The organism is Ignavibacteriales bacterium (assembly GCA_016700155.1).
Lineage (GTDB): Bacteria > Bacteroidota > Ignavibacteria > Ignavibacteriales > Ignavibacteriaceae.
The window spans coordinates 1475267-1491896 of record CP065001.1 but is presented as its reverse complement, the minus strand read 5'-3'; the positions used below and the strand labels follow the sequence as shown (position 1 = coordinate 1491896).

At 37.1% G+C, this 16630-nt stretch carries 12 protein-coding genes; 8 read left to right on the top strand and 4 right to left on the bottom strand.

Annotated elements, in window-relative coordinates; genetic code table 11:
* Positions 1–73: 73 nt before the first annotated feature.
* On the bottom strand, positions 74–1288 hold the full coding sequence (gene sucC / locus IPM56_06165; protein QQS37537.1) for an ADP-forming succinate--CoA ligase subunit beta: 1215 nt from the start codon (positions 1286–1288) through the stop codon (positions 74–76).
* A gap of 104 nt (positions 1289–1392) precedes the next feature.
* Entirely contained in the window at positions 1393–3024 is a 1632-nt protein-coding gene (pruA, locus tag IPM56_06160; GenBank protein QQS37536.1) for an L-glutamate gamma-semialdehyde dehydrogenase, read from the bottom strand.
* Between the two features lie 248 nt (positions 3025–3272).
* Between pruA and IPM56_06155 the strand changes: the two genes are divergently transcribed.
* Entirely contained in the window at positions 3273–5090 is a 1818-nt protein-coding gene (locus tag IPM56_06155) for a long-chain fatty acid--CoA ligase (GenBank protein QQS37535.1), read from the top strand.
* 1 nt (position 5091) lies between these two features.
* On the opposite strand, the gene IPM56_06150 is transcribed toward IPM56_06155, so the two are convergent.
* The gene (locus tag IPM56_06150) at positions 5092–5859 is read right to left on the bottom strand and encodes an inositol monophosphatase (GenBank protein ID QQS37534.1); all 768 of its coding nucleotides are present in this window, start codon (positions 5857–5859) and stop codon (positions 5092–5094) included.
* 187 nt (positions 5860–6046) lie between these two features.
* On the opposite strand from IPM56_06150, the gene lon reads away from it, so the two are divergent.
* The 7 genes from lon (at position 6047) to IPM56_06115 (ending at position 15498) form a co-directional block, all read left to right on the top strand.
* Positions 6047–8485, top strand: coding sequence for an endopeptidase La (lon, locus tag IPM56_06145; GenBank protein ID QQS37533.1), 2439 nt, complete (start codon positions 6047–6049; stop codon positions 8483–8485).
* Complete coding sequence (locus tag IPM56_06140; GenBank protein QQS37532.1) at positions 8486–8977, top strand: GAF domain-containing protein; 492 nt, start codon at positions 8486–8488, stop codon at positions 8975–8977. It abuts the gene before it with no gap.
* A gap of 10 nt (positions 8978–8987) precedes the next feature.
* Positions 8988–10655 carry a DNA polymerase III subunit gamma/tau gene (gene dnaX, locus IPM56_06135; protein ID QQS37531.1) on the top strand — a complete coding sequence of 556 codons (1668 nt, stop codon included), beginning with the start codon at positions 8988–8990 and terminating at the stop codon, positions 10653–10655.
* A gap of 98 nt (positions 10656–10753) precedes the next feature.
* Positions 10754–11461, top strand: coding sequence for a (d)CMP kinase (locus IPM56_06130; GenBank protein QQS37530.1), 708 nt, complete (start codon positions 10754–10756; stop codon positions 11459–11461).
* Positions 11462–11552: 91 nt separating this feature from the next.
* Positions 11553–13358, top strand: a complete 1806-nt coding sequence (gene rpsA, locus IPM56_06125) for a 30S ribosomal protein S1 (GenBank protein QQS37529.1) — start codon at positions 11553–11555, stop codon at positions 13356–13358.
* A 60-nt stretch (positions 13359–13418) separates the two neighbouring features.
* A complete protein-coding gene (gene mtaB / locus IPM56_06120; GenBank protein QQS37528.1) occupies positions 13419–14744 on the top strand; it encodes a tRNA (N(6)-L-threonylcarbamoyladenosine(37)-C(2))-methylthiotransferase MtaB in 1326 nt (441 codons plus the stop codon).
* A 22-nt stretch (positions 14745–14766) separates the two neighbouring features.
* Positions 14767–15498, top strand: a complete 732-nt coding sequence (locus IPM56_06115) for a hypothetical protein (protein QQS37527.1) — start codon at positions 14767–14769, stop codon at positions 15496–15498.
* Here IPM56_06115 and IPM56_06110 read toward each other — a convergent pair whose 3' ends face one another.
* Positions 15499–16587, bottom strand: coding sequence for a T9SS type A sorting domain-containing protein (locus IPM56_06110; GenBank protein QQS37526.1), 1089 nt, complete (start codon positions 16585–16587; stop codon positions 15499–15501). It abuts the gene before it with no gap.
* Positions 16588–16630 lie beyond the last annotated feature (43 nt).

Below are 16630 nucleotides of genomic sequence, written 5' to 3'. Positions count from 1 at the left end.
TCTGATAAAAATAAAGCCCTGTTCGAAAATAAGTCAAAACAGAGCTTTTTTTAAACGAAATATTTACCTTCTGTCAATTATTGAGAACTGCTGTCACTTTTTCAGCCGCATCTTTAAGGCTGGTTGCTACTTCAAAATTCAAACCTGATTCGCGAAGCAGAACCCCTGCTTCTCCCGCATTTGTACCTTCCAGTCTTACAACAATAGGAACATGAACATGCATTTCCGTGGCGGCATCAATAACGCCTTGAGCAACTCTGTCACATCTTACTATTCCGCCAAAAATATTTATGAGTATAGCTTTTACATTTGGATCTGAAAGTATGATCTTAAAACCATTTGCAACAGTTTCTTTATTTGCACCGCCGCCAACATCAAGAAAGTTAGCTGGTTCACCGCCTGCAAGTTTTATAATATCCATAGTTCCCATCGCAAGTCCGGCACCGTTAACCATACAGCCCACATTGCCATCAAGTTTTATATAGTTAAGATTGAATTTTGAGGCTTTAACTTCCAATGGATCTTCTTCGTCTAGATCCCTGTATTCCATAATTTCAGGATGCCTGAAAAGTGCATTGTCATCAAAATTCATTTTAGCATCAAGAGCAACCACTTTATCATCATTTGTAATTACCAATGGATTAATTTCAAGAAGTGATGCATCTGTCGCTTCATAAGCTTTGTAAAGTGTTTTTATAAAGGGAATAAAACTTTTAAAAGCGTTTCCTTCAAGTCCGAGTGCAAAAGCTAATTTACGTGCCTGAAAGGATTGAAGTCCTATACCGGGTTCAATCCATTCTTTAATTATTTTTTCAGGAGTTTCCTCGGCAACTTTTTCAATCTCAACACCGCCTTCTGTTGAAGCCATAATTACATTCTTAGATACAGATCGGTCTAATAATATTCCAAGATATAATTCTTTTTTATAGTCTAACCCTTCGGCAATGAAAAGAGTTTTTACTACTTTTCCTTCGGGTCCTGATTGATGAGTTACTAATATATTTCCAAGGATTTTCTCAGCATACTCAGCGGCTTTTTCAGGTGATGTTGTAAACTTAATTCCGCCTTCTAAAACAAGATTATCGCGTTCTCTGAAATTATAAACTTTACCTTTTCCCCTGCCTCCGGCGTGAATCTGTGACTTAACAACAAACTGATTAATTCCCCGTGATTGTAACTGAGAAATTGCTTCATCAAATTCAATCATGTTTTTAACAGCAATTCCATCCTGAACAGGAACACCAAATTTCTTAAGTGTTTCTTTAGCCTGATACTCATGTATTTTCATTTAGCATCCATTGATTTATTAAAGTTAATGTTTCAACCACTTTGTAAAGAATATCAAAAAAATAATCCTAATTATAATATAACTAAGAGATAAAAATTCAATTTCTATTTTTCACTCATAAACGGATAACGCCAATCTTTCGGAGGATCGAACGTTTCTTTTATTGTCCTTGCTGTCATCCATCTCATCAGGTTCATCGCACTTCCGGCTTTATCATTTGTACCAGATGCTCTGCCGCCGCCAAACGGCTGTTGACCGACAACTGCGCCGGTTGGTTTATCATTTATATAAAAATTACCCGAAGCATTTCTGAGCCTGTTTGACATTTTAACAATTGCATGTCTATCCTGTGCAAAGATAGCTCCTGTTAAAGCATAAGGAGAAGTTTCATCGCAAAGAGTTAATGTTTCATCAAGCTTATCATCTTCATAAACATATATTGTAAGAACAGGACCGAAAATTTCTTCTTCCATCGATTTGAATTTAGGGTTAGTTGTTACAATCGTTGTCGGTTCAATAAAATATCCTTTTGAATCATCAAAATTTCCACCTGTAATGATCTCTGCATCCTTTGACTCTTTTGCGTATTTGATATACTCAGTAATTGATTTGAAAGCACCTTTGTCAATTACAGCACCCATAAAGTTTGTAAAGTCTTCTATATCACCCATTTTTATTTTGTTGATCTCAGCGACATATTTTTCTTTGAATTCTTTCCAAAGTGATTTGGGTACATACATTCTTGACGCTGCTGAACATTTTTGTCCCTGGTATTCAAATGCGCCGCGAAGTGCTGCAACTACAAGTGCATCAACATCTGCTGAGTTATGAACGAATATAAAATCCTTACCACCTGTTTCTCCAACAATACGGGGATAGTATTTCATATTCTTTAAGTTATCTGAAATTGTCTTCCACATATTTTGAAAAACTTCTGTCGAACCAGTAAAATGAACTCCGGCAAGATTCGTATTTGTGAATGCCGGTGTTCCAACCTGTCCGCCTGAACCGGGAACAAAGTTAATAACTCCTTTTGGTAATCCTGCTTCTTCAAATAATTTCATCAGCCAGTAAGCGGAATAAACTGCACTTGATGCGGGCTTCCACAAACTAACATTTCCTACAATTGCCGGTGCTGTAGGAAGGTTACCGGCTATTGACGTAAAGTTGAATGGTGTTACTGAGAAAATAAATCCTTCAAGCGGACGGTATTCCAAACGGTTCCACATTCCGCTGCCTGAGTATGGCTGATCTTGCATAAGCTGAGCCATATAAAAACTGTTGAAGCGGTAGAAGTCTATTAGTTCTGCGGCAGAATCAATCTCTGCCTGGTAAACAGTTTTAGATTGACCAAGCATTGTTGCAGCATTGATTGTTGCGCGCCAGGGTCCGGCTAAGAGTTCAGCAATTTTTAAGAATATTGATACCCGATGTTCCCACGGCATTTCTGACCAGGTTTTGCGGGCTTCAAGCGCGGCTTCGACTGCCATATCAACTTCTTTCTTCCCTGCTTTATGATAAACACCAAGAACGTGACTATGATTATGAGGGATAACCATTTTTTCGGTGTTGCCTGTTCTAACTTCTTCGCCGCCGATAATAAGCGGTACTTCTATTTGTTTGGATTTTAATTCAACTAATTTCTTTTTTAATTCTTCCCTTTCCGGCGAACCTGGTTTATAAGATTTTACTTGTTCATTAATCGGCTGGGGTACTTTGAAATAAGCGTTTGACATTTGATATCCTTAAAATTAAAAATTGTGGTTGAAAAATTACGGCATTTGACTTTGAGATTCAATTTTAAGTTTAAGGAATGACTTACACCAGCAGAATAGCCAAATTCCTAAAACCGGACTGGATAAACCAGTGTTTAATTCATCAACAGTTTGAACATTGACTAATAAATAACTGTTTTTCCAAATCACAAAATATTGTTATAATAAGTCCGAAAATTTTAGTTGTAGCGCACAACAAAGGAGAGGGAATGGCGTTATTAAAGGCTTGCAAAACTATACCTGAACTGTTTGTTTTTCTAACACAGGAATATGGAAAAGATAATCCGAGATTCCTGATGCAAAGAAAAGTTAATAACGAATATCAGGGAATCACTTATAATGAGTTCGGTGAACAAACCGAACTGCTGGCTTATGGACTCGCTGCACTTGGTATTAAGCGTGGTGATAAAGTAGCGATTCTATCCGAGAATAGACCGGAGTGGGTTTATACCGATATGGCAATCCTTGCGTTAGGCGCTATCGATGTTCCGTTATACCCGTCCTTAACTGCTGATTCAATTGAGTTCATTCTTAATAATTCTGAATCCAAAGCGATAATCCTTTCGAATAAACTTCAGTTGAATAAAGTTTTAAAGACTAAAGACAAACTGAAATATCTTAATCACATAATCCTTTTAAATGAAAAGGATATGTTGACTGAAGAATCATCTCTATATACATTTACCGATGTACAGGAGATGGGAAAAATTTATAAACAGCATCACTCGCATCATCTTTCTGAAAGCATAAGCCAGGTTAAGGAAAATGATTTATGCACTATCATTTACACTTCAGGAACTACAGGTGAACCCAAAGGCGTGATGCTAACACACAAAAATATTTTATCGAATGTTAATTCCGCCTTAAAAGCATATCCGATTAATAAAGATGATATTTTTCTTTCCTTCCTGCCCTTATGTCATATCTTCGAAAGAATGGGAGGATACTATACAGCGTTCTCATCCGGCGGAATGATTTGTTACGCGGAGAGTATTGAAACTGTTTCTCAAAATCTGCTTGAGATTAAGCCAACAATTCTCACAACAGTTCCGAGATTATTTGAACGAATCCATTCAAAGATTATAAAGAATGTTGAATCCCAACCGGAGAAAAAACAAAAAATATTTAACTGGGCAATCGAAACGGGAAAGGCCTATGCAAAAGCAAGAAGGAGCGGTAGCATTCCCGTCACTTTAAATTTCAAAAATAAACTTGCAGATAAACTTGTCTTTAAAAAGATCAAAGAAAAAACAGGTGGGAAATTACGTTTCTTTATTTCCGGAGGAGCACCATTATCAAAAGAACTCGGAGAATTTTTTGAAGCAATAGGAATACTTATTCTTGAGGGTTACGGTTTAACAGAATCTGCCCCGGTTATTTCCGCAAACAGAATTGATAGTTATAAATTTGGAACAGTAGGAGTTGCATTCCCCGACATAGAAATTAAAATTGCACCCGATGGTGAGATATTAGCACGCGGTCCGAATATCATGCAAGGTTATTATAAAAATAAAAAAGAAACTGATGAAACGATTAAGAATGGCTGGCTGCACACGGGTGATATCGGTGAATTCGATTCGGAAGGTTTTTTAAGAATTACTGACAGAAAAAAACATCTATTTAAAACTTCTACAGGAAAATATATTGCCCCGACACAAATAGAAAATATTTTTCTTGCCAGTAAATATATAGATCAGTTTATACTGATCGGTGACAGAAGAATGTACCTTAGCGCATTGATTGTACCTGACTTTGAAGCGATAAAGGAATTTGCTGATTCACATAAAATACCGTACAAAAATGTAAATGAGTTAGCAAACAATAAGCAGATATATGACCTTGTTCAGAAAGAAATGCTTGCTCTGCAAAAGCAAGTGGCTAATTATGAAAAAGTCAGAAAGTTTGTACTGCTTGACAAACCATTCTCGATTGAAACTGGAGAGATTACTCCAAAACTTAGCGTCAAGAGAAAATTTGTTGAAGAGCATTACAAACATCTGATCGAATCGATGTACGCTGATAACTGAACTAATTAGCTGAAAGTATCTCGACCATTTGCCCGTGAATTTTTCCGTTGCTTGCTAAAATTCTTTTTGAGTCGATATTAATTTCTGTGCCGATAAAATCAGTAACAATGCCACCGGCTTCTTCAAGTATTAATTTGCCTGCACAGATATCCCATGGATTGAGAAATACTTCCCAGAATCCATCAAACACTCCCCTTGCAACGTAACAAAAATCTATTGCTGCGGAACCAAGTCTTCGCATTCCACGTGATGCTTTTGTTAACGCAGCAAACTTTTGAAAAGCATTTTCCGGATTATCTGAAATGTTATAAGGAAATCCCGTAACAAGTAAACTTCTGCCAAGTGATTTCGTTTCGCTTACAGAAATTTTTATTCCATTAATGAATGCACCACCACCGATTTCCGCTGCATAAATGTTATCCTGCATAACATCATAAACAACACCTGCAACTGTTCTACCATTTTTTTGTACACCTATCGATACAGAAAAAATCGGGAACTTATGCGCAAAGTTTGTCGTACCATCGAGGGGATCAACTACCCAGACATACTCACCTGATTTATCGAGCCTTCCGCTTTCCTCAGCAAGTATACTGTGAGTTGGATATTTTCTTTCAATGAATTCTTTAATAAGTTTTTCTGAGGCTTTATCAGTTTCAGTGACTAAGTTTGATTCATTAGTTTTGAAATCAATTCCGACATTCTTTCCAAATCCATCCCTGATTATCTCCCCCGCTGCTTTTGAAATCTGAATTATATCTTCAATCATAATTTTCCCTTTTTAATGGTCAAATATAATCACTCAGATTATCAACGAAAAAATTAACCTGTGTTTATCTTCACATTGAAGAATAATTCTTTTTATCAAAATCAACTCACGCTTCAGTTCCTTGAATGCCCAATCTTTATTTGGTATATTTTCAACAGCAAAATTGAATTATAAAAAGGAGTTCTTATTGGATAATTTTAGTGAAACAGTAGTTACTAACCATACAGAAAATACAGTAGTTGACAGTATTCCCGAAGTACTCCCCGTTCTTCCTTTAAGGGATATCGTAATCTTTCCTTATATGATTTTTCCGGTACTTGTAGGAAGGGAACAATCCATTCGCGCGGCTAACTACGCACTAGAGAAAACGAAGTTTATTTTTCTTTCAACTCAAAAAAAATCAAATATAGACGATCCGAAAAAAGATGATATTTATATAGAAGGAACAATCGCAAAGATAGTTCAGATATTAAAACTTCCGAATGGGCTGATGAAAATACTTGTTGACGGAATGTTACAAGGCAGAATAAAGGAGTTTACTGAAAGGAAAGAATTTTTTGAAGCAAAGATTGAAATACTTTTAACTGAAACAATCAATGATCATGAAATGCACGCGCTTGAACGGCAAATGTCCCAGCTTTTTAAGAGTTATGTGAAGATAAGCCGAAACATCCCGAATGAAACCATAACAGCGTATGAAAATATTGAAGAAGTTGACCGGAAACTATTTTATGTTGCCGCCAACATCAACCAATCGATAGACGTGAAACAGACTATTCTTCAAAAGTATTCGCTCAAGGAACAGTATTATGAAATAATAAAAATCCTTAATTCAGAAATCGATATTCTGAAAATCGAAAAGGAAATTGACAATAAAGTTCAGGAGAATATTGCAAAGACACAGCGAAAATTTATTATCCAGGAGCAAATAAAAATTCTTCAGGATGAATTAGGCGATGAAGATGATGTCTCCCCTGAGTTTGCAAAGATCCGTGATCAGATAAAAAAAGCAAAGATGCCTAAGGATGCTGAGAATAAAGCGATTGAAGAGTTCAATAAACTTAAAAAAACTCCGCCAATGTCGCCTGAATCAACTGTGATCAGAAATTATCTTGATTGGCTTACAGAAGTACCATGGTCAAAGCGAACAAAGGATGACCTTAAAATAAAGCACGTGCAAAAGATTCTGGATGAAGATCATTTCGGACTTGAAAAACCAAAAGAAAGAATAATTGAACACATTGCTGTTCTTAATCTTGTAAAACAAATGCGCGGTCAGATACTTTGTTTTGTAGGACCTCCCGGAGTTGGAAAAACTTCACTAGGCAAATCGATCGCCCGGGCACTCGGGAGAAAGTTTGTAAGAATCAGTTTAGGCGGAGTTAGAGATGAAGCTGAAATACGCGGACACAGAAGAACATACATCGGTTCAATGCCGGGAAAAATAATTCAGTCAATGAAGAAAGCAGGAACAATAAATCCTGTTATGCTTCTCGATGAGATCGATAAAATGAGTATGGACTTCAGAGGCGATCCATCGTCTGCTATGCTCGAAGTTCTTGATCCTGAACAGAACCATACTTTTAATGATCATTATCTTGAAGTTGATTATGATCTGTCGCAGGTAATGTTTATCACTACCGCAAATGTCCGTTATAATATTCCCCTGCCGCTACAGGATAGAATGGAGATCATCGAACTATCCGGCTATCTTGAGTATGACAAAATCGAGATAGCGAAAAGACACATTGTACCGAAACAGCTTGAAGCACACGGTCTTGATAAAAAAAATGTTGTCTTCAGGGATGAATCAATAAAAAAAATAATTACAGAGTACACACGTGAAGCCGGCGTAAGAAATTTGGAAAGAGAACTTGCCTCGGTATGCAGAAAACTTGCTCGTGATATTGTTATAAAAGAATCCCAGAACGGAAAACATAAAAAGAAAACAAAATATGTTGTTGATGAATCCCTGGTGGATGAATATTTGAAGAACCCAAGGTATCGTCATCTAAAACATAACAAAGAACTGAAAGTCGGAAGTGTCACAGGTTTGGCATGGACAAGTGTCGGCGGTGAAATTCTAACAGTTGATGTAACTATTATGAATGGGGGCGGTAAATTAAATCTTACCGGTCAGCTTGGAAACGTAATGAAAGAATCAGCACAAGCCGCACTTAGCTACATTCGTTCAACAGCAAAAGGCTTAGGATTGAATCCTGATTTCTTTAAGGGGAAAGAAATCCACATACATCTTCCTGAAGGTGCAATACCAAAGGATGGTCCATCTGCGGGGATTACAATGGCAATGGCAATGTTATCTGCAGTAAGCGGAAAACCTGCTTCAAATGATGTAGCGATGACTGGTGAAATTACTTTACGTGGAAACATCCTCCCTATCGGTGGTTTAAATGAAAAACTTTTAGCAGCTAAGAGGAATGGAATAGGCACCGTTCTTATCCCTAAAGATAATGAGGTTGATCTGAAGGAAATATCCGAGCAGGTTAAAGAAGGATTAAAGATAATTCCGATTGAGAAAATGGAAGATGCGTTAGTTTACGTTTTCCCGAAGCAAAAATGGAACAAGAAAGCAGAACTAAAACAAAATTCCAAAAGGAAAAAGTAAGTGGCTGAAGCAATCTTAGTTAATAAAGATTCGTCACTTGAGGAGCAATATTCAGCTTTGCTGCCGCAGATAAAATCACTGGTTAATAGTGAGGAAAATTTTATCTCCAATCTTTCAAACTTCACGGCAATTTTGAAGCAGTCGTTTGAAAAAATCAGTTGGGTGGGTTTTTATCTTTTTGACGGCAGACAATTGTATCTTGGTCCATTCCAGGGAAAAGTCGCCTGCACTACTATAGAAATTGGTAAAGGAGTGTGCGGCAAAGCTGCAGAGGATCTAAAAACAATAATCGTCCCTGATGTAAATAAATTTCCGGGACATATTTTTTGTGATGTTGACTCAAAATCTGAGATTGTCATCCCGCTTTTAAAAAACGGTAAATTACTTGGAGTACTTGATCTTGATAGTAACCAGTATGATTCATTCAACGAAATTGACAGCAGGTACTTAAATGAAATGTGTATATATCTTTCTGAAAATATTTTTAATTGAAAGAGACTAAATGGAGTTTCAGGTAACAGCACGTAAATGGAGACCTTCAACTTTTGGTGAAGTTGTTGGACAGGAACATATTACATCAACATTAAAAAATGCAATTAAAAATAGCCGTATTGCGCATGCCTATTTATTTACCGGACCAAGAGGTGTCGGAAAAACTACAACTGCAAGACTTCTTGCAAAAGCTTTAAACTGTCTTAACCCAAAAGACAGCGAACCTTGTAACGAATGCGAGATGTGCAGGTCGATCAAAAACTCACAATCGTTTGATATAATTGAAATTGATGGCGCGTCCAATCGTGGTATTGATGAAATAAGAAGTTTACGTGAGTCGGTGAAGTACGCACCAACAAAAGGCAAATATAAAGTGTACATCATTGATGAAGTTCACATGCTAACAAAGGAATCATTCAATGCTTTCCTCAAAACATTGGAAGAACCGCCTGCTCACACAATTTTTATTTTTGCGACAACGGATATTCAGAAAGTACCTTTAACAATTATCTCAAGATGTCAGCGGTTTGATTTCCGGCGGATTCAACTCAATACAACAAAAGAGTTATTGAAAAAAATTGCGGATTCAGAAAAAATAGTGATCGATGATAAAACGCTGACGATCATTGCGAAAAAAGCTGATGGAGCTTTAAGAGATGCAGAAAGTTATTTCGATCAGGTTGTAGCGTTTTGCGGAAATAAAATCGATGCTGAATCTGCATCGGAGATGTTAAACCTTATTGACGAGGATATTTTTTTCAAGATAAGCGATGCAGTTCTAGATAAAAACTTCAATGTAGTTTTTGATGTGACAAATTATGTATACGAAAAAGGGTGGAGTTTTTCTGATTTGATTGATGGGTTGATTGAACATTTCAGAAACATTCTGACAGTTGTATTAACGCATAAATCCGACCTTGTTGAATCCGCTGAAGTTTACAAAATGCGGTACCTTGAATATATTGACAGATATTCTGAGAGCGACATACTGCGCCTTCTTAATTATCTGAATAAGGTACTTCAGGAAATAAGATTTTCTCAAAACCATAAATTAAAAGTTGAGATTGCTCTTAGTCATCTTATTTCGCTTGAACGAACTTCTACGATATCTGATTTGTTATCAAACCTTCCTGAAGTAGAGCAAAAAAAAAAGCAGGTTACAGTAGAACCGACAGCTAATCAGGTTAGCGAACCTAAAATAAAAATTAAACACACATCAGATTCGAAAAAATCTTCTAAAAAAATTGAAGGACAAAAAGAACTAGTTCAGGAAGCTGTTGAACAGAATATTTCCGCTTCTCAACCAGTTTTCAGTTTTGATAGAATTGTCGCAAACTGGAAAAACTATGTCGATGCCGTTTCTGCTGAGCGCAATTGGACGGTAGGACCATTAGTAAGAGATTTCAGACCTGTAAAACTTGAAGGAAATTTACTCGTAGTTGAATCAGGACAACCACATGCCACTATCACACTCTCACAGCATAATGATTTTCTTTCAGCTAAAGCACAGGAATATTTTGGCAGGAAAATATCTTTTAAAGTCGTTGAAACAGAAAAAAAATCCACAGATGAATCATCTGAAATCCCTGCGTTTCCCGATACAAATCAAAATGGAATCCCTGATGAATTTCAATTGGCTATTATTACTGAACTCGGCGGTAAAATAGTTAACCCCTGATTACCTTTATTTTAGCTTGATTATCAGACTATTCATGGGAGAATCCCCCCAAGAATAATTTAGGAAGTTGGAAGAATAATCCATATTTTTGAAGTCCTATGTTAAAAAAGTTAGTCATTGCTATTGACGGTCCTGCCGGTTCCGGAAAAAGTACGTCAGCCAGACTTGTTGCTCAAAAACTGGGATTTTTGTATATCGACACCGGAGCCATGTACCGTGCGGTAACTTATTTAGCAATGAAGCAGAATGTTCTTTCTGATCAAAAAGAAATAGAATTGTTAGCCGAAAAAGCTTTGATTGTTCTGAAATATATTGAAGGTTCAACAAGAGTTTCAATTAATGGTGAAGATGTTACTAATGAAATACGCACACCTGAGATAAATTCAAAAGTTAGTGATGTAAGTAAAATCCAGGGTGTAAGAAAAGCATTAGTTGAAAAGCAAAGACAAATGGGTCACGGTGACCAGAGTGTGGTCATGGAAGGAAGAGATATCGGCAGCGTGGTTTTTCCTGATGCTGATGTAAAAATCTTTTTAACTGCCACAATTGATGAAAGAACGAAAAGAAGATCACTTGAGTTTATTGATAAAGGAATGTCCGTACCCGTTGAAACAATAAAAGAAAATCTGCTTCACAGGGATAAGATCGATTCCACGAGAGAAGTAAGCCCTTTGATAAAACCGGCTGACGCTGTTGAAGTCGATACTTCTTATGTGACTATTGAAGAACAGGTAAATATCATTATCGAAAAAGTAAAAGAAGCAGCCTCAAAAAAAGGAATGGAACTAAAGTTAGAAAACACTTAAGCCGCAATTAATTAATATGTTAAACTAAAAACCTGCAGCATCTTTGTAAGCGGCTAATACACTGATGATGCAAAAAAATTCAGGAGGACCGATGTCCGAAACGATTAAAAAAGTTGTGACAAACGATGACTACGAAAAAGCACGTAAGTTCAATGACGAAGAATATTCACGTGAAGAATTCTTAGCTCTCGCAAACCTTTATTCAGATTCTTTCAGAGATGTTAAAGAAGGTGAACTGATTAAAGGCAAAATAGTTCGTATACAGGGAGATAATGTAATCCTTGACGTTGGATTCAAGTCAGAAGGATCTATTCCTAAAGGCGAATTTCATGAAAATGAAGAAATAAAAGTCGGAAAAGAAATTGAAGTCGTACTTGAAAGCGTAGAAGATCAGGAAGGAAACCTGGTTCTCAGCAAACAACGTGCAGACTTCCTTAGAATCTGGGACCGAGTTGTTAAAGCACACGAAACCGGTGAAATCATTCAAGGTAAAATTCTTAAAAGAATTAAAGGCGGAATGGTCGTTGACCTTATCGGAATGGAAGCGTTTCTACCCGGTTCACAAATCGATATCAGACCAATCAGAGATTTTGATGCATTTGTCGGTCAGACAATGGATTTCAAAGTTGTTAAAGTTAACATACCAACCGAAAATGTTGTCGTATCACATAAAGTTCTCGTCGAAGAAGAAATCTCAGATCAAAGACATGCAATTTTACATGGACTTGAAAAAGGACAGATACTTGAAGGTATCGTAAAAGCAATTACGGACTTCGGTGTGTTCGTCGACTTAGGCGGTGTTGATGGCTTGGTTCATATTACCGATTTAAGCTGGGGACGAATTAATCATCCGAATGAAGTAGTGAAATTAGATCAGACAATAAAAGTAGTTGTTACAGACTTTGACGAAGAGAAGAAGAGAATTTCCCTCTCACTCAAAAAACTTCTTCCGCATCCCTGGGAAGATATTGATAACAAATACAAAATCGGTGATAAAGTATCGGGACGTGTTGTTTCTCTTACTGACTATGGCGCTTTCATCGAAATTGAAAAAGGTATTGAAGGGCTCATTCACAATTCTGAAATGAGCTGGACCCAGCATATCAAGCACCCGTCACAAATTGTTGCAATGGGACAAATTGTTGAAGCAGTAATCCTTTCGCTTGATAAAGATGAAAAGAAAATTTCTCTCGGAATCAAACAACTTGAACCGGATCCATGGGAAACTTTAATGCAGAAATATCCTGTGGGTTCCAGACATACCGGTATCGCAAGAAACCTTACCAATTTTGGTGTGTTCGTTGAACTTGAGCCAGGTGTTGATGGTCTTGTACATATCTCTGACCTTTCATGGACAAAGAAAATCCGTCATCCCGGCGAAGTTGTTAAGAAAGGTGAAAAGCTTGAAGTTATCGTTCTGGGTGTTGATGTTGAACAAAGAAAAATATCTCTCGGACATAAACAAGTTACTGATAATCCGTGGGATGGTTTTGAAAAGCAGTATTCACTCGGAGCAACAACAGATGGAAAGGTTGTTAGAATAATCGAAAAAGGATTGATTGCGGAATTACCCGGCAGTGTTGACGGATTTGTTCCCGCTACTCAACTTTCTACATCGAAAATAAAAAATGTTGCCAACCATTTCCCTGTTGATTCAGTAATACCTTTAAAGGTTATTGAATTCGATAAGGAAAACAAAAAAATTGTTCTTAGTGCAACAGCAGCATTGAAGGAAAAATCTGAAGATGAAATCAAGACTTATCTGAATAATCATAAGCTTGATAAAATTTCTGTTCAGGAAATACTTAATTCAGAAACCGGAACAGTTGACACTTCAGACTTCCCTATCTTTGAGGTAACTGAAGAAAGTTCTTCTCAGGCTGAAAAGAACAACTAATTACACTAATGTTAAGTTAAGAAAGCGGATATGTGCCCGCTTTCTTTTTATTTAAATCAAATGAAACGAAAAGTCGCATTACATACACTTGGATGTAAATTAAACTTTGCAGAAACATCGTCAATCGGTGATGACTTTCTCAAGCACGGATTTGACGTAGTAGATTTTAACGATTCTGCGGATGTATATGTTCTGAATACATGTACTGTGACTGAGAACGCTGAAAAAGAATGCCGCCAGATTGTTAGAAGGATCGAACGAAAAAATCCGGATGCATACATTATTGTAACCGGTTGTTATGCACAATTGCGACCGGGGGAAATATCATCGATAAAAGGTGTTGATGCCGTCCTGGGCAGTAATGAAAAGTTCCAGTTGTTTTCCTTCATCAAAGATTTTGAGAAGAAAGACCTTGCCTGCATTTATGTAAATGAAATAAAAGGCATAAATGAGTTTGGGATTGCGCATTCAGGCGATGCAGATTCCCGTACTAGAGCTTACTTTAAAATTCAGGATGGCTGTGATTATAAATGTTCTTTTTGCACGATACCATTAGCGCGAGGTATCAGCAGAAGTATGAATCCTGAAAAAGCAGTTGATGAATTAAAAAATCTTGTTGATGCCGGATACAAAGAAATAATTCTCACAGGTGTTAATGTCGGTGACTACGGTAATTCCATTAATTACCCGCTTATAAAACTCCTCGAAAAATTTGTTCAGGTTGATGGTGATTTCAGGATAAGGATAAGTTCTATTGAACCAAATTTGTTGAATGAAGAGATCATTGATCTTACTTCAGATTCTGAAAAATTATGTAATCATTTTCATATCCCTCTGCAGAGCGGCAGTCCTAAAATTCTTAAGTTAATGCAGCGAAGATACACCACTTCGGATTATCAACATGTTATTGAACGAGTAAAAAATAAAATTCCCGATGCCGGAATCGGCGTTGATGTTATTGTTGGTTTTCCCGGTGAAGATGAAAATGATTTCATGACAACATATAATTTCTTAAAAGATCTTCCTGTATCATATCTTCATGTTTTTACGTACTCAGAAAGACCGGATACAAAAGCTATTTCGATGAGTGGAAAAGTAGATGTGGCTGAGCGGCGCGAAAGGAATAACAGGCTTAGGATATTAGGCATCAAGAAAAAGCATGAATTTTATAAAAGTATGATCGGAACAGATCAAACAGTTTTATTTGAATCCTGCAATGACGGCTTAATAAAAGGGTTCACTTCAAACTATATCAGGGTTGCACACCCGGCGAAAAATATTTTTGAAAACAAACTTATTACTGTTAGACTTAACTCCTTAGACGGAGATTTATGTTCCTGTAACATAATGGATACGAAAAATTCAATTGACTTATTAGCTTCTTAATTCTAAAATTGAAATTAAAAAAATGAAAATATTTGCTGTTTTATTTTTGCTTTCTTACTCATTCACTATTGCACAATCAGATGCTACGTTATCAAGACTTCAGCTTGAACAAGAATTAAAATCAACTGTTAATGCTGACAATCAACCACTGGTGGCGACTGATGTTAAAGTAAAGAAAAGTGCCGGACTCGCAATAATTTATTCTCTTCTTCTGCCCGGGATGGGTGAACTGTACTCAGGCTCTTACTCAAGCGGTAAATATTTTACAATTGCGGAAGGCGGGCTATGGCTGACTTACATCGGAATGAATAGTTACGGCAATTGGCAGAAAGACCGTTATGTTTCATTTGCTGCCTCCAACGGTGGAGTAAACACAGCCGGCAAGGATGAAGATTATTTTGCTACAATCAGCGAGTATATCAGTGTTGAGCAATACAATCGTGAAAAAGCACTTGAAAGAAATTTCAGTGATATGTTAACGAGCCCTGCTTCGGCATGGGACTGGAAAACAAATGACAACAGGAGAACTTACAGGGGGCTTTGGGTTTCAAGTGAACAGGCTTATAACAATTTGAGATTTATCGTAGGTGCTATGCTTGTGAACAGAATTGCAAGCGCTATTAACGCCGTAAGGTTGGTTGCATCACATAATAAACAAATCGAGGAAGAAGTTAGCTGGGGATTTTCTGCTGGTGTCGATAATCCGGTTGACAGACCTTCAAGTTTTATTTTAATCTTTCACACTGCTTTTTAATTATTTAAGCAGCAGCATTTTTTTTGTTATTCTCTTACCTGAACTTTCGAGCGAGTAATAATATATCCCGCTCGCAAGATTTTCAGCATTGAAAACAAATTCGTGTCGACCCTCTTCCAAAATTCCATCAAAAAGATTTTTTATAAATTCGCCATTAGCATTATATATATTCAATGAAGCCTGAGTCTTCATACTCATATTGACTAATATTTTTGTGGTTGGATTAAACGGATTAGGAAAATTCTGATCCAATTCAAACGCATCAACTGTTGAAGCTGATTCAACTGTAATAACTTTTGAATAAGTATACTTACCATCAAGATCGATTTGCTTTAACCTGTAAGAAAAATTACCGTGTGCATCATCAAAGAAAGAATACGAGTTCGGATTTGTTGTTGTCCCGTTACCCTTTACGAACCCGATAGTGGAATAATTATTCAGTTCAAAATTTTGTTCACTTGTCGCCCGCTGAATTTCAAATCCGCTGTTGTTGATTTCGCTTGCAGTCAACCATTCAAGTGTATTTCCATTTTTTGTTTGTGTTAATGTGAATGATGCTAATTCAACCGGTGTATTACCTTCAGTTATTGTCAAAGGAAACTTTGGACCAAATGCCCACTTATCATTTGAATCAGGAACAGCATCCCATACTAAACTTAAGCCGCAGGAGTATAAAGTATCTGTCGATGATGAATCAGAGGCAGTATATGCAAACTCCCAGAAGATTGTATCCTGAGTAGTTGGAAACGGAAGCGGAAAAGCCTGGGTCAATTCGCCTGGCTCGCGGTAATCCCAGACAGAGAGTGTATCCAAAAGACCCATCACACCAAATCTTCCTGCAACATTATAACCACCGGCTTCTGCAGGTCCGCCATACATATACATGCGATAAATCCCGGTTTGACCGGCAGCAAGTGTATCAGGACCATCAATCCACACGTGGACAAGCGGGCTTTCATACAGATTGTGACACACGCAGCCGTTGCCGTTTAACTGGGTACCGCCGATTCTTGCGTTTTCATAAAGTCCTGAGAACGCATAGAATACAAAAGAAACAAAAACACATATGATTGTAGCAGTTATTTTCATGTTCAGATTCTGTAATGGTAAAAAAATGAGGTGAGTGAATCAT